Below are 22578 nucleotides of genomic sequence, written 5' to 3'. Positions count from 1 at the left end.
ACGGCTGCCAGCACAGTACATCAGCTCCCGCGACGGAGCTATCAGTGGTGATCGACCTTGATGGTCGGGTCGGTACCCGCCACCAGGGACTTCAACTGGTCGTTGCTCCAGGTCACACCTTCCAGCTTGATATGTACATCGGCCGTGTTGGCTGCCGCTGCAGGGGTCGTGCTGTCGGTGAACTGACCGGTGGTGCTGACTTGCAGAATGGTGTCATGGCCGTCGTTGGTGATCTGCAGGTACTTGCTGATGGTGTCGGTGTCTTCACCCTGCAGCAGGTCACGCAGATCGATCCGGTCACCCTGGCTCTGGTTGAAGTCCTTGATGACGTCGAAGCCGCCACTGTTGGTGTCGCCCAGTTTCCAGACAAAGGTGTCTGCACCGGCACCGCCGATCAGGATGTCATTGCCCTTGCCGCCGACCAGCGTGTCGTTGCCGCCCTGGCCGAACAGGATGTCGTCGCCATTGCCACCGAGCAATGTGTCGTTGCCATCGGCCAGACCCGTGTTGTTCGAGTTGTCCGACAGTGTCTTGACCGCGTCGACGTGCTCGGTGATGAACTTGTGCAGCGCCTTGTCATCGATGGTCGAGACGTTGACATGCAGCGTGTCGGCGGCGAACGCCTTCAGTGCTGCCGTGCCGGCCAGGCTGTTGTAGCTGATCAGGTCGCCGAACAGGATGTCATTGCCGTCACCGCCGCTGATGTTGTCGTTGCCCGGCGCCAGCGCCGTGGTCGACGACTTGATCTTGTCGGCCAGATCGAACGCCGCCAGCGAGGTGTGCGGGACGCCGTCGCTGTCGTACTTGGTGAGCGACGAGGTGATGCCGCTGACCACGCCGATCGCTTCAACGGCAGACACGGCATTGAGCGCCTGGTAAGCCGCCAGCGACTCGGTGTTGGTCGCGCTGTCGGTCGAGTTGCCTGTGCCGGCGACGACTTCATAGATGTAGTGACCGCTCGAATCGACACTGTGCAACACGCCCAGTGTGGTCGACGTCCATTGACCACCGCTTTGCGACCAGCTGAGCACCTCACCATTACTGGTGATCAGCTCGCGTGTGGAACTGCCGCTGCCACGGGTGACTGCCGTACCGACATGCGACTCGTACTCGCTGATGGCAGTTGCCAGGGACAGGCTACCGTTGCTGCCGTTGGCGTATTTCAGGTTGACGCCGCTCACCGTGCCGGTGACCAGGTGATACGTCGGCGCACCGTCGGTGATGAAGAATGTCAGGTTCTGGGCGTTGGTGTTGGACGTCGCCGTCGAGCCGTTGAACCACTGAGTGGCCTGACCCAGCGCGTCTTCGTAGTTGGTCGCGCCGCCTTTGGAAAGGCTGTCGATCACGGCTTGCAGCTTGGTCAGCGCGTCGCTGTCGGCCAGATTGACGGACACAGACTTGTGCACGACGTCGTCGAAGTCCGCCAGGTAGATGTTCACCACGCCTGCACCCGCGCCGCCAAGGCTGCTCTTCAGGTCGCTGAACAGTTGCTGGAGCTGGCTCTTCGCGTTGGAAATGGCCGTGTCGGTCATGCTGCCCGAACTGTCCATCAGGATGGCGATGTTGTAGTTCTTGCCCGGTACGATCACGGTGCCTTTGATGTCACCGACGATGACGTCGTTGCCGCTGGTGCCGTTGAGCGCGAGGTCGGTACCGGCCTTGCCGTTGTTGCTGGCGTAGGCGCCGGCATCGACGATCACGTTGATCTGCTTGGTTTCCGACAGCGACGAGGTCGCGCCTGCGACGCCGACCAGCGAGGTTTCGGTCGAGGTCACGGTGACGTTCAGCGTGAAGTTGCCGTTGAAATACTCCGGTGGCGTGATCTTCAGGCTGGTCAGGTCCAGGCTGCTGACATCGGTCGGCGTCGTGGCGCTGGTGATCGCCACGCTGTGGCCTGCCGCGTCGGTCAGGATGGAGCCTGCCGGAGCGCCGGTCACGGTGGTGACGTGGGTTTCCGAGCCGTCGTTGTCGGTGTAGGCCGTGGTGATCGAGCTGAGCTTGATCGCGCTGTTTTCCGCACCGTGGTTCAGTTCGTACGCGGTGTAGTAACCCTCGCCGGCAGTACCGCCCGACACACTGTTGAGCCCGGACACGCTCAGGCCCGACGCCGTGAGGTCATCGATCGAGGTGTACAGCTGCAGGTTGGTGCTGTTCAGCGCCAGCGTCGTGGTGGTGCTGCCGACCTTGTCGGTCAGGTTGATGTTGTAGTTGCCCGGCCCTGCCTGGTTGTAGTGGTAGATATCCAGCGTGTAGTAGCCGGACGTCGTCGGCGTGAAGCCCGACGAGGAAATCGCGCCACTGTTGGAGCCCCAGGTTGCAGTCGCTACGGTTTTGCCGCCGATGGTGACCAGCAGGCTGTCGTCGGCGGTGCCGGTGAAGTTGTAGGTGTGGTTGGCTTCCAGATAGATCAGACCGGACAGCTTGGTGCCCGTACCTGCCGCAACGGTGGTTTCCTGAGCGGCGCTGGCGATAGTGTGGGTGGTCGCCGCCGTGGTGGTGGTGAAGCCGGTTCTGATCGTCGACTCGCTGGCGCCGTTGCCGTTGGTGCCCATGCCGGTCAGCGTGCCGACCCAGGTCTCTTTGACCAGACCGGTGGACTGAACGACGCTGGTGCCCAGGGTCAGGTGCGGCTGGTCGACATCCGGTGTGATGTCGATTTTCAGCACGGCGTCGTTGCCGCTGACCACGCCGAACACCGGCTTGAAGGTCAGCTGAGCGTAGTCGGCCTGCTGGTCACCGATACCGTTGCCGGTGGTGACGCCATTGCTGTCGGTTTTCTGGAAACCATTGAAGCCGGACTCGTTGGCGACCGGTTTGAAGGTCAGCTGACCGGCGTCGATCTGCGCCTTGGTGATCGTCTGGTTGGCCGTGACGGCCACGCCATTGAGCAGCAGGGTGCCGTTACCCGCCAGCGACGACACGGTAATGCCGGTCGCGGCGACACCGGATGTGCCGATGTTCAGGTCCGCCCACTTGATGGTCAGCGTGTTGTCTTCCAGGCCGGTCACCGAACCGCCGTTGGAGCCTTGAACGTTGATGGTGGTGCTCGCGGTCGCCGTGTGGTTACCGGTGCCGCCGTCATCGACGGTGACGTTGATGGTGCGCGCGGTGAAGTCCGTCGAACCGAGCGTGGTGTTGCTGAAGGTGATGGCCTTCAGCGCATTCTGATACGCCGCCTGCGAGGCAGTGCCCACCAGGATGATGTTGGTCGCGGTGCTGGCCGCCGACACGCTGATGCCGTTGTTCAGCAACGCCACCTTGCTGGCATCGAGCAGATCGCCGGTCTTGGCATTGGCGATCGAGACCGTTGCCGTGGTCAGCGTGGTGCCATCCGGGTCGGTGATCGACGGCGCAGCCGTGATCGCCACGCCCGCGCCTTTGGCGGTGAAGGTCGTGGTGTAGTTGTTGCCGGCGGTCGCGGTGTCCAGATCCAGCACGGGCGCATCGTTGACCGGCACGACCTTGACCGTGGTGACCGAGGTCGACGTGGCAGTGCTGGTGCCGCTGCCGTCATCCACCTGCACGTTGATCGTGCGGTCGGTCGTGCTCGGGTTGAGGCTGGTGTTGCTGAAGGTGATCGCTTTGACGGCGTTCTGGAAGTCGACCAGGGTCGCCGAGGCGTTGCCGGTCAACGTGACCACGTTGCCGTTCTTCACGGCGGTGATGGTCGACGGCATCGAACCGACATTCAGCGTGTCGCCATCGGCGCTGATCGCGTTGTTCAGCGTGACAGTCACTTTGCTGATGGTGCTGTTGTCGGTGTCGCTGATCTTCACGCCCGCTTCGGCAATGCTCACCGCCGCACCTTTTTCGGTGAAGGTGGTGGTGTAGTTGTTGCCCGAAGTGGTGCTGTCCAGATCGATGACCGGTGCAGCGTTCTGCGCCACGGTGATGACGGTGCTGGCGGTGTTGGAGTTCGCCGCGCCGTCATTGACCACCACGTTGATGGTACGGGTAGCCGTTGTGGTGTCCGTGGTGCTGAAGGTGATCGCTTTGATGGCGGTCTGGAAATCAGCCAGCGAGTTGCCTGCCGAACTGGTCAGCGTGACCACGCCACTACTGTTGCTGGAGACCACGATGCCGGTTGGCAGCGCAGCGACCGCCAGTGCATCGCCGGTTTTGAAGCCAGCCACTGTGATGGTCGCGGATTTCAGCGTGGTGTTGTCGACATCGGTAATGCCGACGTTGGCGCTGGCAATCGCCACACCGGCATGGCCCAGAGTGAAGGTGTTGGCGAAGCCGGTCGCGACCGCGCCATCAGCCGTGTTCAAGTCCAGAACCGGTGCATCGTTGACGGCCACAACCTTGACCGTGGTGGTCGAGGACGAAGTGGCAGTCGCAGTGCCGGTACCGTCATCAACGGTCACGGTGACGGTGCGATCCGTGGTGCTTGGGTTGTTGCTGGTGTTGCTGAAGGTGATCGCTTTGACGGCGTTCTGGAAGTCGACCAGGGTCGCCGAGGCATTGCCGGTCAGGGTGACCACGTTGCCATTCTTCACGGCGGTGATGGTCGACGGCATCGAACCGACATTCAGCGTGTCGCCATCGGCGCTGATCGCGTTGTTCAGCGTGACAGTCACTTTGCTGATGGTGCTGTTGTCGGTGTCGGTGATTTTCACGCCGGTCTCGGCAATGCTCACCGCCGCACCTTTCTCAGTGAAGGTGGTGGTGTAGTTGTTGCCCGAGGTGGTGCTGTCGAGGTCGATGACCGGTGCAGCGTTCTGCGCCACAGTAATGACGGTGCTGGCGGTGTTGGAGTTTGCCGCGCCGTCATTGACCACCACGTTGATGGTACGGGTAGCCGTCGTGGTGTCAGTGGTGCTGAAAGTGATCGCCTTGATGGCGGTCTGGAAATCAGCCAGCGAGTTGCCCGCCGAGCTGGTCAGCGTGACGACACCGTTGCTGTTGCTGGAGACCACGATGCCGGTTGGCAGCGCAGCGACCGCCAGTGCATCGCCGGTCTTGAAGCCGGCAACGGTGATGGTCGCGGATTTCAGCGTGGTGTTGTCGACATCGGTAATGCCGACGTTGGCGCTGGCAATCGCCACACCGGCATGACCCAGAGTGAAGGTGTTGGCGAAGCCGGTCGCGACCGCGCCATCAGCCGTGTTCAGGTCCAGCACAGGTGCATCGTTGACGGCCACAACCTTGACCGTGGTGATCGAGGAGGAAGTGGCAGTCGCAGTGCCGGTGCCGTCATCAACGGTCACGGTCACCGAGCGATCAGTGGTGCTCGGGTTGTTGCTGGTGTTGCTGAAAGTGATCGCTTTGACGGCGTTCTGGAAGTCGACCAGCGTCGCCGACGCATTGCCAGTCAGCGTGACCACGTTGCCGTTCTTCACGGCGGTGATGGTCGACGGCATCGAGCCGACATTCAGCGTATCGCCATCGGCGCTGACGGAATTGTTCAGCGTGACGGTGATTTTGCTGATGGTGCTGTTGTCGGTGTCGGTGATCTTCACGCCCGCTTCGGCAATCGACACCGCCGCACCTTTTTCGGTGAAGGTGGTGGTGTAGTTGTTGCCCGAAGTGGTGCTGTCCAGATCGATGACCGGTGCAGCGTTCTGCGCCACGGTAATGACCGTGCTGGCGGTGTTGGAGTTGTCGGTACCGTCGTTGACCACCACATTGATGGTGCGCGACGGAGTGGTGGTGTCGGTGGTGCTGAAGGTGATTGCCTTGATCGCCGCCTGGAAATCAGCCAGCGAATTGCCCGCCGAGCTGGTCAGCGTGACGACACCGTTGCTGTTGCTGGCAACGGTAATACCGCTCGGCAGCGAGCCGACGGCCAGTGCATCGCCGGTCTTGAAGCCGGCAATGGTGATGGTCGCGGATTTCAGCGTGGTGTTGTCGGCATCGCTGATGCTCACACCCGAGGTCGCGGTGTTGGCGATTGCCACACCAGCATGGCCGAGGGTGAAGGTGCCGGTGTTACCGGTGCCATCGGTCGCCGTGTTCAGATCCAGCACCGGTGCATCGTTGACGGCCACGACCTTGACCGTGGTGGTCGAGGACGAAGTGGCAGTCGCAGTGCCGCTGCCGTCATCGACAGTCACGGTCACGGTGCGATCCGTGGTGCTCGGGTTGTTGCTGGTGTTGCTGAAGGTGATCGCTTTGACGGCGTTCTGGAAGTCCACCAGAGTCGCCGACGCGTTGCCAGTCAGCGTGATCACGTTGCCGTTCTTCACGGCGGTGATGGTCGACGGCATCGAGCCAACGTTCAGGGTGTCGCCATCGGCGCTGATCGCGTTGTTCAGCGTGACGGTAACTTTGCTGATGGTGCTGTTGTCGGTGTCGGTGATCTTCACGCCCGCTTCGGCAATCGACACCGCCGCACCCTTCTCGGTGAAGGTGGTGGTGTAGTTGTTGCCTGAAGTGGTGCTGTCCAGATCGATGACCGGCGCAGCGTTCGGCGTCATGGTGATGACGGTGCTGGCGGTGTTCGAGTTGGCCATGCCGTCACTCACCACGACATTGATGGTGCGAGTGGACGTGGTGGTGTCGGTGGTGCTGAAGGTGATGGCTTTCAGCGCGTTCTGGAAGTCAGCCAGCGAATTGCCGTTGGCGCTGGTCAGCGTCAGTACGCCGTTGCTGTTGCTGGCGACCACGATGCCCGTCGGCAGAGAGCCCACAGCCAGTGCATCGCCGGACTTGTAGCCGGCAATGGTGACGGTCGCAGACTTCAGCGTGGTGTTGTCGACATCGGTGATGCCGACGTTGGCGCTGGCAATCGCTGCGCCGGTGTGGCCCAGGGTGAAGCTGTTGGCAAAACCGGTGGCCGTCGAGCCGTCGGCGGTGTTCAGGTCCAGTACCGGTGCGTCGTTGACCGGCGTCACGTTGACGGTGACGGTCGCGGTGTTGGAGTTCGCCTGACCATCAGTGATGGTGTAGGTGAACGAGACCTGGCCGTTGACGTCCTTGGCTGGGGTGAAGACCACGTTGCCGTTGGCGTCCATGACCACCGAGCCGACGACCTTGCCGCTGGAGTCGGTGACCGGGGAGGCCACGGTCGGGCTGTTGCCTTGCAGCGTCTTGATGCTCAGATCGCTGGCTTTGCTGTCCGGGTCGGTGTCGTTGGCCAGCAGCGTCGATGCCTTGATGACCAGTGGCTGATCTTCGAGGGTGGTCAGCGTGGTGTGCCCCAGCGTGGCGCCGGTGCTGGTGCCCAGTACGCTGTAGGCGCCAACGGAACTGCCCGAGCCGCTGGCCACTTCGACTTTCAGCTGTGCGTGGCCGCCCTGATCCCAATAAACGATCTGGATATCGTGCTCGCCGCCGCTGGTCAGCGTGAAGGTGGTGATGCCCGTGGTCGAGGACTGGTTCTGGTCGACTGCAGCCACTTGCTTGCCGTCGATGAGTACGAGATAGCCGTCGTCCGCGGTGATTTTCAGCGAGTAGGTGCCGGCGGCCATGGTGACCTTGCCGGCCAGCTCGATGATGGCATCGGAGGTGGTGGTTTGCGTTGTGCCGCTGGCATAGACCAGCGAGCCGCTGTCACTGCCCAGGAACGTCGCCAGGTTGCCGGTATGGCCCAGGTCGTTGCCGAACAGCGAGTCGCCGCCGTAGGCGAGGGTGGTCGCCGAGAACGACGCATCAGCCTTGTGCGAGGCGATGAAGTCCAGTGCCTGCTTGATGGTGCCGAGGTTGCTGCCGTCGGTGCCTTCCTTGTAGCCGTAGTAGTTGCCTTGCAGGCTGCCGCTGACCAGCGTGCCGATGTCGTCGACCGCAACTGGTGGGTCGTTGACCGGCACCACATGAATGGTGGTGGTCGATACCGACGTGGCGGTGGCCGTGCCGCTGCCGTCGTTGGCCGTCACGGTGACGGTACGGTCGACATCGGTCGGGTTGTTGGTGGAGTTGCTGAAGGTGATCGCCTTGATCGCATTCTGGAAGTCGGCCAGCGTGCTGGTGGCAGTACCGGTCAGGGTGATCACGCCCGCTGCATCCGTGCTGGCAACGATGCCGGTCGGCAGCGTGCCGACGGTCAGCGCGTCGCCAGTGACCGCACCGTTGAGCTTGACGGTGACGCTGCTCAGGGTGGTGTTGTCGCGGTCGGTCACGGTGATCGTGCTGTCGGCAATGCTCACCGCCGCACCTTTCTCGGTGAAGGTGGTGACGTAGTTGTTGCCGGCATGGGCGGTATCTTCGCCCGGACCGCTCAGATCGACCACTGGCGCGGCGTTTGGCGCCACAGTAATGACGGTGCTGGCGGTGTTGGAGTTCGCCGCGCCGTCACTGACCACCACGTTAATGGTACGAGTGGCGGTGGTGGTGTCAGTGGTGCTGAAGGTGATCGCCTTGATCGCGGTCTGGAAATCAGCCAGCGAGTTGCCTGCCGAGCTGGTCAGCGTGACGACACCGTTGCTGTTGCTGGAGACCACGATGCCGGTTGGCAGCGCAGCGACAGCCAGTGCATCGCCGGTCTTGAAGCCGGCAACGGTGATGGTGGCGGATTTCAGCGTGGTGTTGTCCACATCGGTGATGCCGACGTTGGCGCTGGCAATCGCCACACCGGCATGACCCAGGGTGAAGGTGCCAGCGAAGCCGGTATTGACCGCGCCATCAGCGGTGTTCAGATCCAGTACAGGCGCGTCGTTGACCGCGACGACCTTGACCGTGGTGGTCGAGGACGAAGTGGCGGTCGCAGTGCCGCTGCCGTCATCAACGGTCACGGTGACGGTGCGGTCTGTGGTGCTCGGGTTGTTGCTGGTGTTGCTGAAGGTGATCGCCTTCACCGCGTTCTGGAAGTCGACCAGCGTCGCCGACGCGTTGCCGGTCAGGGTGACCACGTTGCCGTTCTTCACGGCGGTGATGGTCGACGGCATCGAGCCGACATTCAGGGTGTCGCCATCGGCGCTGATCGCGTTGTTCAGCGTGACAGTCACTTTGCTGATGGTGCTGTTGTCGGTGTCGGTGATTTTCACGCCCGCTTCGGCAATCGACACCGCCGCACCTTTTTCGGTGAAGGTGGTGGTGTAGTTGTTGCCCGAAGTGGTGCTGTCCAGATCGATGACCGGTGCAGCGTTCTGCGCCACGGTAATGACCGTGCTGGCGGTGTTGGAGTTGTCGGTGCCGTCGTTGACCACCACATTGATGGTGCGCGACGGAGTGGTGGTGTCGGTGGTGCTGAAGGTGATCGCCTTGATCGCGGTCTGGAAGTCGGTCAGCGAGTTGCCCGCCGAGCTGGTCAGCGTGACGACACCATTGCTGTTACTGGAAACCACGATGCCAGTCGGCAGCGAGCCGACCGCCAGCGCATCACCGGCCTTGAAGCCAGCCACGGTGATGGTCGCGGACTTCAGGGTGGTGTTGTCGACATCGGTGATGCTCACGCCCGAGGCTGCGGTGTTGGCAATCGCCACACCGGCATGACCCAGCGTGAAAGCGTTGGTGAAGCCGGTATTGACCGCGCCATCAGCCGTGTTCAGGTCCAGAACCGGCGCGTCGTTGACTGCCACGACGTGGATAGTGGTGGTCGACGACGAGGTGGCAGTCGGCGTACCGGTGCCATCGTCCACGGTCACGGTGACAGTACGATCCGTGGTGCTCGGGTTGTTGCTGGTGTTGCTGAAGGTGATGGTCTTGATCGCGTTCTGGAAGTCGACCAGCGTCGCCGACGCGTTACCGGTCAGGGTAATCACGTTGCCATTCTTCACGGCAGTGATGTTATTGACCGTTGCACCCAGATTCAGGGAGTCGCCATCGGCACTGACAGCGTTGTTCAGCGTGACGGTGATTTTGCTGATGGTGCTGTTGTCGGTGTCGGTGATTTTCACGCCGACATCGGTGATCAGAACCGCCGAACCCTTCTCGGTGAAGGTGGTGACGAAATCATTACCGACATGGTTCGGGCTGGTGCCCGGACCGTTGAGGTCGATGACCGGCGCGGCATTCGGCGCCAGAGTAATCACGGTGCTGGCGGTGTTGGAGTTCGCCGCGCCGTCATTGACGACCACGTTGATGGTGCGAGTGTCAGTGGTGGTGTCGGTGGTGCTGAAAGTGATCGCCTTGATCGCGGTCTGGAAGTCGGCCAGCGAGTTGCCTGCTGGACTGCTCAGCGTCACCACACCGTTGCTGTTGCCGGTCACGGTGATACCGCTCGGCAGAGAGCCGACCGTCAGCGTATCGCCGGTTTTGTAGCCGGCAATGGTGATGGTCGCGGACTTCAGCGTGGTGTTGTCGGCGTCGGTGATGCTCACACCCGAGGTCGCGGTGTTGGCAATCGCCACCGCGGCATGGCCCAGGGTGAAGGTGCCGGTGTTGCCAGTGCCATCAGTCACGGTGTTGAGGTCCAGCACCGGCGCATCGTTGACCGCTACCACATGAATGGTGGTGGTCGAAGACGACGTGGCGGTTGCAGTGCCGCTACCGTCATCGACAGTTACGGTCACCGAGCGGTCCGTGGTGCTTGGGTTATTGCTGGTGTTGCTGAACGTGATGGCTTTGATCGCGTTCTGGAAGTCCACCAAGGTGCTGGTTGGAGTGCCGGTCAGCGTGATCACACCGTTGGAATCGACATTGGCGACGATGCCATTTGGCAGGGTGCCCACAGTCAGCTTGTCGCCGTCAGCCGCAACAGCGCCGTTCAAGGTGATGGTCACTTTGGCGACAGTGGTGTTGTCGCTGTCGGTGACCGTCACACCCGGAGCGGCAATCGAAACTGCCGAACCCTTCTCGGTGAAGGTGGTGGTGTAGTCGGTGCCGGTATGATCTGGGTCCGAGCCTGGGCCGTTGAGGTCAACGACTGGGCGCGCGTTCTGGCCGATGGTGATAACGCTGACAGCGGTGTTCGAGTTGTCAGTGCCGTCGTTCACCACGACATCGATATTGCGAGTCGCAGTGGTGGTGTCGGTGGTGCTGAAAGTGATCGCCTTGATCGCTGCCTGGAAGTCAGCCAGCGAATTGCCTGCCGAACTGGTCAGCGTGACCACGCCATTGCTGTTGCTGGCAACGGTAATGCCGGTTGGCAGCGAACCCACAGCCAGAGCATCGCCGGTTTTGAGATCGGTGATGGTGATGGTGGCGGACTTCAACAAGGTGCTGTCGGAGTCGGTGATGCCGACGCCCGAAGCGCCGGTGTTGGCAATCGCAACACCAGCATGGCCGAGGGTGAAAGTGCCGGCGTAGTCGGCGCCATCGGTCGCGGTGTTCAGGTCCAGCACCGGAGCATCGTTCACGGCCACGACATGAATAGTGGTGGTCGACGACGAGGTCGCAGTCGAGGTGCCGCTGCCATCATCGACAGTCACGGTCACGGAACGGTCTGTGGTGCTCGGGTTATTGCTGTCGTTGCTGAACGTGATCGCCTTGATGGCGTTCTGGAAGTCCACCAGCGTGCTGGTTGGAGTGCCGGTCAGGGTGATCACGCCGTTCGAATCGGTGGTCGCCACGATGCCATTTGGCAGGGTGCCCACGGTCAGCTTGTCGCCATCAGCCGCAACAGCGCCATTCAGGGTGATGGTCACTTTGGCAACGGTGGTGTTGTCGCTGTCGGTGACCGTCACACCCGGTGCGGCAATGCTCACCGCCGAACCTTTCTCGGTGAAGGTCGTGGTGTAGTCGGTGCCGGTATGGTCTGGATCCGAGCCTGGACCGTTCAGGTCAACCACTGGTCGGGCGTTTTGGCCGATGGTGATGACGCTGACTGCCGTGTTCGAGTTGTCAGTACCGTCGTTGACGACCACGTCGATATTGCGAGTCGCGGCGGTGGTGTCAGTGGTGCTGAAGGTAATGGCCTTGATCGCGGCCTGGAAATCAGCCAGCGAGTTGCCTGCCGAGCTGGTCAGCGTCACGACACCGTTGCTGTTGCTGGAGACCACGATGCCAGCTGGCAGCGAGCCTACAGCCAGCGCATCACCGACTTTGAAGTCAGCAATGGTGATGGTCGCGGATTTCAGGTTGGTGCTGTCGGAGTCAGTAATGCCCACGTTGGCGCTGGCAATCGCCACGCCCGCATGACCCAAGGTAAAGGTGCCAGCAAAGCCGGTATTGACCGCGCCGTCAGCAGTGTTCAGGTCCAGAACTGGAGCATCGTTCACGGCCACAACATGAATAGTAGTGGTCGACGAAGAAGTCGCGGTCGAAGTGCCGCTGCCGTCATCGACGGTCACGGTCACCGAGCGGTCTGTGGTGCTCGGGTTATTGCTGTCGTTGCTGAAGGTGATCGCTTTGATCGCGTTCTGGAAGTCGACCAGCGTGCTGGTGGCAGTACCGGTCAGCGTAATCACGCCGCTGGAATCAGTGGTCGCTACGATGCCATTTGGCAGAGTGCCAACAGTCAGCTTGTCGCCATCAGCCGCAACAGCGCCGTTCAAGGTGATGGTCACTTTGGCAACGGTGGTGTTGTCGTTGTCGGTGACTGTCACACCCGGTGCAGCGATCGATACCGCCGAACCTTTCTCGGTGAAGGTGGTGGTGTAGTCGGTGCCGGTGTGGTCCGGATCCGAGCCTGGACCGTTCAGGTCAACCACTGGGCGCGCGTTCTGGCCGATGGTGATGACGCTGACTGCAGTGTTCGAGTTGTCAGTGCCGTCATTCACCACGACATCAATGGTGCGAGACGGAGCTGTGGTGTCAGTGGTGCTGAAGGTAATGGCCTTGATGGCCGCCTGGAAATCAGCCAGCGAATTGCCTGCCGAACTGGTCAGCGTGACGACACCGTTGCTGTTGCTGGCAACGGTAATGCCGGTTGGCAGCGAACCCACAGCCAGAGCATCGCCGGTTTTGAGATCGGTGATGGTGATGGTTGCAGACTTCAGCAGGGTACTGTCGGAGTCGGTGATGCCGACGCCCGAAGCGGCGGTGTTGGCAATCGCCACACCAGCATGGCCGAGGGTGAAAGTGCCAGCGTAGTCGGCGCCATCGGTAGCAGTGTTCAGGTCCAGTACTGGCGCATCGTTGACTGCCACAACATGAATAGTGGTGGTCGACGAAGAAGTCGCAGTCGAAGTGCCGCTGCCGTCATCGACAGTCACGGTCACAGAGCGATCCGTGGTGCTCGGGTTAGTGCTGTCGTTGCTGAACGTGATCGCTTTGATCGCGTTCTGGAAATCCACCAGGGTGCTGGTCGGCGTACCGGTCAGCGTAATCACACCGTTGGAATCAGTGGTCGCTACGATGCCATTTGGCAGAGTGCCAACGGTCAGCTTGTCGCCGTCAGCCGCAACAGCGCCATTCAGGGTGATGGTCACTTTGGCGACAGTGGTGTTGTCGCTGTCGGTGACTGTCACACCCGGAGCGGCAATCGAAACTGCCGAGCCCTTCTCAGTGAAGGTGGTGGTGTAGTCGGTGCCGGTGTGATCCGGATCCGAGCCTGGGCCGTTGAGGTCAACGACAGGTCTGGCGTTCTGGCCGATGGTGATAACGCTGACAGCGGTGTTCGAGTTGTCAGTGCCGTCGTTGACGACCACGCCGATATTGCGAGTCGCAGTGGTGGTGTCGGTGGTGCTGAAAGTGATCGCCTTGATCGCAGTCTGGAAATCAGCCAGCGAATTGCCTGCCGAACTGGTCAGCGTGACCACACCGTTGCTGTTGCTGGAGACCACGATGCCAGTCGGCAGCGAGCCGACGGCCAGTGCATCGCCGATCTTGAAGTCAGCGATGGTGACAGTCGCAGATTTCAACAGCGTGCTGTCGGAGTCGGTAATGCCTACGTTGGCACTGGCAATCGCCACGCCCGCATGACCCAGCGTGAAGGTGCCGGCGAAACCGGTATTGACCGCACCGTCAGCGGTGTTCAAGTCCAGCACCGGAGCGTCATTGACTGCAACCACATGAATAGTGGTGGTCGACGACGAAGTGGCGGTTGCAGTGCCGCTACCGTCATCGACGGTCACGGTCACAGAGCGATCTGTGGTGCTCGGGTTGTTACTGTCGTTGCTGAAGGTGATGGCTTTGATCGCGTTCTGGAAGTCGACCAGGGTGCTGGTTGGCGTACCGGTCAGGGTGATCACGCCGTTCGAATCAGTGGTCGCCACGATGCCATTTGGCAGGGTACCAACGGTTAGCTTGTCGCCATCGGCAGCAACAGCGCCATTCAGAGTGATGGTCACTTTGGCGACAGTGGTGTTGTCGCTGTCGGTGACTGTCACGCCCGGCGCGGCAATCGAAACCGCCGAGCCCTTCTCAGTGAAGGTCGTGGTGTAGTCGGTGCCGGTATGATCTGGGTCCGAGCCTGGGCCGTTGAGGTCAACGACTGGGCGCGCGTTTTGACCGATGGTGATAACGCTGACTGCCGTGTTCGAGTTGTCAGTGCCGTCATTCACCACGACATCAATGGTGCGAGACGGAGCTGTGGTGTCGGTGGTGCTGAAGGTAATGGCCTTGATGGCCGCCTGGAAATCAGCCAGCGAATTGCCTGCCGAACTGGTCAGCGTGACAACACCGTTGATGTTGCTGGCAACGGTAATGCCGGTTGGCAGCGAACCGACAGCCAACGCATCGCCCGTTTTGAGGTCGGTGATGGTGATGGTCGCGGACTTCAACAGCGTGCTGTCGGAGTCGGTGATGCCAACGCCCGAAGCGGCGGTGTTGGCAATCGCAACACCAGCATGGCCGAGGGTGAAAGTACCAGCGTAGTCGGCGCCATCGGTTGCAGTGTTCAGGTCCAGTACTGGAGCATCGTTCACGGCCACAACATGAATAGTGGTGGTCGACGAAGAGGTCGCAGTCGAAGTACCGCTGCCATCATCAACAGTCACGGTCACCGAGCGATCTGTGGTGCTCGGGTTGTTGCTGTCGTTGCTGAACGTGATCGCCTTGATGGCGTTCTGGAAGTCCACCAGCGTGCTGGTTGGAGTACCGGTCAGGGTGATCACGCCGTTCAAATCGGTGGTCGCCACGATGCCGTTTGGCAGGGTGCCTACGGTCAGTTTGTCGCCATCGGCAGCCACGGCACCGTTCAGGGTGATAGTCACTTTGGCGACAGTGGTGTTGTCGCTGTCGGTAACTGTCACGCCCGGTGCGGCAATGCTCACCGCCGAACCTTTCTCGGTGAAGGTCGTGGTGTAGTCAGTGCCGGTGTGATCCGGATCCGAGCCTGGGCCGTTGAGGTCAACCACTGGGCGCGCGTTCTGGCCAATGCTGATGGTGGTCTGGGCGATGTTCGAATCGCTGGTGCCATCGTTGGCGACCACATCAATGGTGCGGGACGGAGCTGTGGTGTCGGTGGTGCTGAAGGTGACGGCCTTGATCGCATCCTGGAAGGCGGTCAGCGATGCCGGCGCGCTGCTGTCGGTGCTGGTCAGGGTGACGACACCGTTGTTCAGGGTCGCGGTCACGCCGTTGTTCAGCGCCGCGACGCCGGAAACGTTCAGGCTGTCGCCGCCCTTGGCGTCGACGATGCTGATGGTCACCGACTGCATGGTGGTGCTGTCGATGTCGGTCAGGCTGACATCGCTGTGGGCGATGGCTGCTGCGTCATGGCCGAGGGTGTAGCCGGTGGTGAAGCCGGTGCCCGTTGCCGAGCCGTCCAGATCCAGTGCCGGTGCGTCGTCGACCGGCACGACGTGGATGGTGGTCGTCGACGTCGAGGTGGCCGTCGCCGTACCGGTGCCGTCATCGACAGTCACGGTCACCGAGCGGTCGGTGTTGCTCGGGTTGGTGCTGTCGTTGCTGAAGGTGATCGCCTTGATCGCGTTCTGGAAGTCGACCAGGGTGCTGGTCGGCGTACCGGTCAGGGTGATCACGCCGCTGGAATCGGTGTGGGCAACGATGCCGTTCGGCAGGGTGCCAACGGTCAGCTTGTCGCCATCGGCAGCAACGGCGCCGTTCAAGGTAATCGTGACCTTGGCAACGGTGGTGTTGTCGCTGTCGGTGACCGTCACGCCCGGTGCAGCAATGCTCACCGCTGAACCTTTCTCGGTAAAGGTGGTGACGTAGTCGGTGCCGGTGTGATCCGGATCAGTGCCCGGGCCATTGAGGTCAACTACCGGTGTTGCGTTCTTGCCGATGTTGATGGTGGTCTGGGCGATGTTCGAATCAACGGTGCCGTCGTTGGCAACCACGTTGATGGTGCGGGACGGAGTGGTGGCGTCGGTGGTGCTGAAGGTGATGGCCTTGATCGCATTTTCGAACGCGATCAGCGAAGCCGGGGTGCTGCTGTCAGTGCTGGTCAGGGTGACGACACCGTTATTCAGGGTCGCAGTCACGCCGTTGTGCAGCGCCGCCACGCCGGAAATGTTCAAGCTGTCGCCGGTCTGGGCGTCGACGATGCTGATCTTCACCGACTGCATGGTGCTGTTGTCGACGTCGATCAGGGTCGCGTCGTCGTGGGCGATGACGGTGGCGTCATGCCCCAGGGTGTAGCCGGTGGTGAAGCCGGTCCCTGCGGTCGAGCCGTCCAGGTCCAGTTCAGGCGCATCGTTGACCGCGCTGACATGAATGTTCGCCGTCGCGTCGGGGCTGGTGTTGTTGGCCTTGCCCGAGCTGTCGATGGCGTTGAACTGGAAGCTGGTGTCGCCGTTCCAGTCCTTGTTCGGCTTGAAGTACACAGTCGCGGTGCCATCGCTGCCCACAGCAATGGTGCTGCCCGGCTTGATGGCGTTGGTCAGGCCCGCATCGCTGTACAGAATGCCGTCGGTCGGCAGCGATTTGATGGTGATCGCCGAGATGCTGTCGCCAGCATCGGTGTCGGTGCCTTTGAGCACGATGGCGATTTTCGGGTCATCTTCCTGACCGCTGACAGGGTCGGCGCTGGCGGTTGGCGCATGGTTGACGGCCGCGACGTCGACGGTCAGCGTCGCGCTGCTCGATGCCTGGCTGTGGTTGCTCTGCTCGGTGGCGGTCGAGGTCACGATCAGGTTGATCTTGCCGCTGTAGTCCGCCGCTGGCGTGATGGTCAGGCTGCTCAGGTTCCAGCCATCGAGATTCGCGGTGCTGTTGTCGCTGCCGGCGGTGAACACGTGGGCCGGGTTGCCGTCTGTCAGCACGGCGCCTTTCGGGATGCCGCCGATGGTGGTGCTGAGTTTTTCCGAACCGTCGATGTCGACCAGTGCGGTGGTGATGTCCAGATGGATCGCCGAATCCTGGTTGCCGGACGTGTTGGTGACCGACAGGGTCGGGGTGTCGGCGTCGGCAATGACGTGGACGGTGAAGTCCAGGGTCTTGTCGACGGCCGTCGCGGTGCCGTCTTTGGCTGTCGCGGTCAGGGTCAGCGGTACGTCGCCACTGAAGTTTTCCGGTGCGGTGAACTTCAGGGTGTCGCGTGTCCAGCCGGTGATGTCGACCGACGCACCGTCAGCAAGGGCGGTGAAGGTGTGGCCTGGCGTGCCGTCGCTGATCACCGAGCCTTTCGGCAGACCGCTCAGGGTCAGGGTCAGGGTTTCCGAGCCGTCGACGTCGGTGGTGGCCGCGTGGATGGTCGACAACAGGATCGGCTGGTCTTCCAGGCCGGTGTTCAGGTTCTGCACAACCGAGATGTTGTCCAGAATGCCGCCCGTGGAATTGTCGTCCACCGCCCTGAATTCCAGGTGAGCGGTGCCGTCCGTGCTGACCGGAACCTGGAAGGTGTAGGTTTTCAGGCCCACTTCGGTCGCATTCAGCGTGCCGATCAGGGTAGTGCCCCAGTACACGTTGATGACCGAGTTATCCAGTGCATCGGCGCGCGGCGAGTAGTCGACCGAAACGGTGTAGGTCTGGCCGGCCTTGGCCGAGAACTCGGTCCACAGGTTGCTGACGTCGCCTGCCTTGTTTTCCAGTTCGATGACCTGGTTGCCCGACGCTTCAGCCGGGTCGGTCACGCCGTAGGTGCTGGCCTTGCCGATTTCCACGGTGCCGTCGGTGTTGCCGGTGTGCCACTGGCCGTTGCTGAATTCGCCAACGGAAATGGCCTTCCAGTCGCCGACCGGCGTGGTGTTGCCCTGGAAGTCGATGCCACGGCTGAACGGGTCGCTGTCCATGGTCAGGGCAGGGGTGTCGGTGACCGGTGCCACGACGATGCTGCCGTTGGTCACGGCCGAGCTGAGTGCGCCCGAACCGTTGCCCAGACCGTCATCCACAGCCTTGTAGGTGAAGGTGTCGGTGCCGCTCCAGTCCGGGGTCGGCACGAAATAGATGGTCGCGCTGTTGCCGGTGGCCGGAATGTCGCTGGTGACATCCAGTTTGGTGGTCAGCGCGGCATCGGCATAGAACGTGCCGTGGGCCGTCAGGTCGACCAGATTGAAGTGGTCGATGTGACCGTCGGCGTCAGCGCCCTTGAGGACGACAGCAATGGCCGGTGTGGTCTGGCCGTCGTCTTCGTTGCCCGAGGCCGTCACGACTTCGGCGGTCGGCGCATGGTTGATCGCATCGACATGAATGCTGGCCGTGGCTTCAAGGCTGGTGTTGTTGGACTGGCCCGAGCTGTCGACGGCGTTGAACTGGAAGCTGGTGTCGCCGTTCCAGTTCGCATCCGGCTTGAAGTAAACGGTGGCGGTGCCGTCGGCAGCGGCCGCAACAGTGCTGCCGACCGTGATGGCGTGCTGCATGTCGGCATCGCTGTACAGCGTGCCGTTGGCAGGCAGCGACTTGATGGTGAACACCGAAATGCTGTCGCCGGCATCGATGTCCGCGCCTTTGAGGACGACTTCGATTTTTGCCGCGCCTTCGTCGCCGGTAACAGGGTCGGCGCTCGCAGTCGGGGCGTCGTTGACCGGGTTGACGTGAATGCTGGCGTTGGTGTCAGCGCTGGTGCCGTTGGCCGCGCCGGAGCTGTCGACGGCGTTGAACTGGAAGCCGGTGTCGCCGTTCCAGTTCGCATCCGGTTTGAAGTAGACGGTCGCGGTGCCATCGGCAGCGGCCGCAACGGTGCTGCCGACGGCGAGGGGGTGCTGCATGTCGGCATCGCTGTACAGCGTGCCGTTGGCTGGCAACGACTTGATGGTGAATACCGAGATGCTGTCGCCAGCGTCGGTGTCGGTGCCTTTCAGGACCACGCCGATCTTCGGCGCGTCTTCGTCACCGGTCACCGGCGCTGCGCTGGCGGTCGGGGTGGTGTTGACCGGCGGCACATCCGGGCCGCTCACCGACACGGTGGTCACGGCGACGTTGGACGTGTTGCTGTGGTCATCGGTCAGCTGCACGCTGATGTCGCGGGTACCGGCGGTGGTGTCAGTGGTGCTGAACGTGATGGCCTTGATCGCGTCCTGGAAGTCTTCCAGAGTCGCGGTAGCACCGTCCTTGACGGTCAGGGTGATGCTGCTGCCGTCCGCGTTGACGACATAGTTGAACTGGTTTGGTGCCGAGGACGATACCGCCAGGGTGTCGCCGGTCACGTGGGCGCCACCGATGCTGACGACCGCCTGGGTGAGCTGGCCGTCGTCGGTGATCTTGACGTCGGTGTCGGCAATCGACACGGCGCTGTCGCCGGCCTTGAAGGCCACGGTGTAGTTGTTGCCGGTGGCACCGCTGGAGTCGTTGGCGTCCAGGTCAATGGTCGGTGCAACGTTGACCGGTGGCACCACGCCGCCGTTCAGGGTCACGGTGGTGACAGCGGTGTTGGAGGTATTGCTGTGATCGTCCGTCAGCTGCACGCTGATGCTGCGAGTACCTGCGGCGTTGTCGGTGGTGCTGAAGGTGATGGCTTTGATGGCGTCCTGGAAGTCTTCAAGGGTCGCGGTCTCGCCGTCCTTGACGGTCAGGGTGACGCTGCTGCCGTCCGCGTTGACGACATAGTTGAACTGGCTTGGCGCCGAGGACGATACCGCCAGGGTGTCGCCAGCCACGTGGGCGCCACCGATGCTGACGACTGCCTGGGTGAGCTGACCATCATCGGTGATCTTGACGTCGGTGTCGGCAATCGACACGGCGCTGTCGCCGGCCTTGAAAGCCACGGTGTAGTTGTTGCCGGTGGCACCGCTGGAATCGTTGGCGTCCAGGTCGATGGTCGGTGCAACGTTGACCGGTGGCACCACGCCGCCGTTCAGGGTCACGGTGGTGACAGCGGTGTTGGAGGTATTGCTGTGATCGTCCGTCAGCTGCACGCTGATGCTGCGAGTACCTGCGGCGTTGTCGGTGGTGCTGAACGTGATGGCTTTGATCGCGTCCTGGAAGTCTTCCAGGGTCGCGGTCTCGCCGGCCTTGACGGTCAGGGTGACGCTGCTGCCGTCGGCGCTGACGACATAGTCGAACTGGCTTGGCACCGAGGAAGATACCGCCAGGGTGTCGCCGTCGACGTGGGTGCCGCCGATGCTGATGACAGCCTTGGTGATTGCGCCGTCGTCGGTGATCTTCACGTCGGTGTCGGCAATGGCCACAGCGCTGTCGCCGGTCTTGAAGGCCACGGCATAGTTGTTGCCGGTGGCACCGCTGGAGTTGTTGTCGTCCAGATCGATGGTCGGTGCAGCGTTGACAGGTGGCACCACGCCGCCATTCAACGCCACTGTGGTAATGGCGGTGTTGGAGGTGTTGCTGTGGTCATCGGTCAGTTGGACGCTGATGCTGCGGGTGCCCGCGGTGGTGTCGGTGGTGCTGAAGGTGATCGCGTGAATCGCGTTCTGGAAGTCGGCCAGGGTGGCGGTGCTGCCACTTTTGACGGTCAGCGTGATGCTGCTGTTATCGCCGTTGGCGGTGACATTGAACTTGTCAGCCAGCGCAGCGGGCAATGAGCTGCTCAGGCTGTCGCCGGTCGCCGGACTGTTGATGCTGATGACTGCTTTGGTAATGGCACCGTCGTCGGTGATCTTGACGTCGCTGTCGGCAATCGCCACGGCGCCGTCGCCGGCCTTGTAGGCCACGGTGTAGTTATTGCCAGTAGCGCCGCTGGAGTTGTTGGCGTCCAGGTCGATGGTCGGCGCGGCGTTTTCCGGAGGTGTGGCGTCGTTGTCCAGAATCGTCGTGGTCGCGCTGCCGGCCGCCGTGCTGATCACCAGGTTTTCGAAGTTGCCACCGCTCGCCGAGTCGATCTTGACGGTCAGGTTGCGGCTGCCATCGACGAGGTCGTTGTCCAGGGTCGATATGGAGAACGTCGTGCTGCTGACGTTGGCCGGAATGGTCACGGTCTTCACGACGGTGAAGTCTTTGCCGTCCACTGCCGTACCGGAGTAGGTCAACGTGACGTTCACGGTTGCGTGCGACGGATTGGTCAGCGCCAGGGTGTACACCGCTGCACCGCCTTCAGTGACGGCCGCCGGGCCGCTGATGCTGATGGTGGTGTCGTCGCGGGTGTCGGTGATGGTGGTGGTCGCCGGCGTGGTGCTGAACGTCAGGTTTTCGTAGTTGCCGCCGCTGACGCCGGTGATCTGGGCGGTTGCATTGGCGTGGCCGACATAGACATCGTTGGGGGCGACTGCGGTGGTGCTGCCGCTGGTCTGGCCGACGCCGATGGTGATGGTCTTGCCGTTATCCAGGGTCACGCTCACCGGCGAGCCGGTCACCGGATTGGTCACGGTGGCGGTGTAGGTGATGGTGCCGTTTTCGGCGACGGTGCTGCTGGCGGTCAGCGTCACGCGCGTGGTGTCGATGGAGTCGACGATCGTGGTCGACGCGGCTTTGCCGTCGATCGCCAGTTGCTCGAAGTTGCCCCCGGAAGCGTTGGTGATGGTCGCGCTGACGGTCGAGGTGTTCTTGTAGACGTCGTTGGCCGGAGCGTCGACGTTGATCGAGCCGCTGGTCGCACCGGCAGCAATGCTGATGACCGCGCCGTTGGACAGGGTCACGGTGACTGCGGTTTGCGCCGCGTTGGTCAGGGTCGCCGTGTAGGTGATCTGGCCGCCTTCGGTCGCCGTCGCGTCACTGGACAGGCTGATCGTGGTGGTGTCGATGGTGTCGGTGACTTGCGTGTTGGCCGGCTGCGGGTTGGTGGTGATCGCAATGCCGTCGCCACCGGTCACGCCGGTGATGGTGGTGCTGATCTGGCCGGGGTTGATGTAGACGTCGTTGCCGTCAGCCATCGGCACGTTGACGCTGCCGCTCAACTGGCCTGCTTCGATGGTGATGGTCTGGCCGTTGGACAGGGTAACCACCACGGCCGACTGGCCCGCGACGGTCAGGGTCGCGGTGTAGACCAGCACGCCGCCGGCCTCGGTGATGGTCGGCGTGCCGGTCAGGGTGAGCGTCGAGGCCACGCGCGCGTTAAGCGTGTTGTCATCCGGCTGAGTGTTGGTCAGCTGGGTGGCCGCCAGCGCATTGGTGCCCAGGCCCACGGTCGGGAAGCCGATGTTCGGGTCAACCACGTCAGCGGTTTCGGTCAGCATCACCACGCTGTGGCCGCCACCGGCGCTGCCGCCGTCACTGGTGCCGGTGGTCTGGCCGGCTGCGGTGGCTTCCAGGTCTTTGGTCGGGTCGGCGCCAGCGGCGATGGCCTGCTGCAATTCGGCGACGGACGGCGCGGCCTGAGCGGTGGCCTCGGCAAGGTTGGTGGTCGAGGTCGGCGCCTCGGAGCTCCACTGGCTGTCGCGGCCCATGTCCAGTTGACGGCCGTCAGGCAGTTGAAGGGTCACGGCGCCCTCTGGCCCGGTCAGCACCTGCTCGCCGGCCAGAAGTCGGTCACCCTCGATCAGCACACGACGAATCCCTTCCGGAGAAACTGCGACGACTTGGCCAACAATGCTTTTGACGATGGCAACAACACTGCTCATGGGGGGGACTCTCCGAATTTACCGT

At 62.3% G+C, this 22578-nt stretch carries 1 protein-coding gene; it reads right to left on the bottom strand.

The annotated features are described in order from the left end of the window. Positions 1-41: 41 nt before the first annotated feature. The gene (locus ACIPL0_RS16260; RefSeq protein ID WP_400597678.1) at positions 42-22553 is read right to left on the bottom strand and encodes an immunoglobulin-like domain-containing protein; all 22512 of its coding nucleotides are present in this window, start codon (positions 22551-22553) and stop codon (positions 42-44) included. Between the last annotated feature and the right edge of the window lie 25 nt (positions 22554-22578).

It is taken from the genome of Pseudomonas sp. NPDC090208, from assembly GCF_044746785.1.
Classification (GTDB): domain Bacteria; phylum Pseudomonadota; class Gammaproteobacteria; order Pseudomonadales; family Pseudomonadaceae; genus Aquipseudomonas.
Note: the sequence above shows the minus strand (reverse complement) of the source record. Positions and strands in the feature narration are given on the sequence as shown.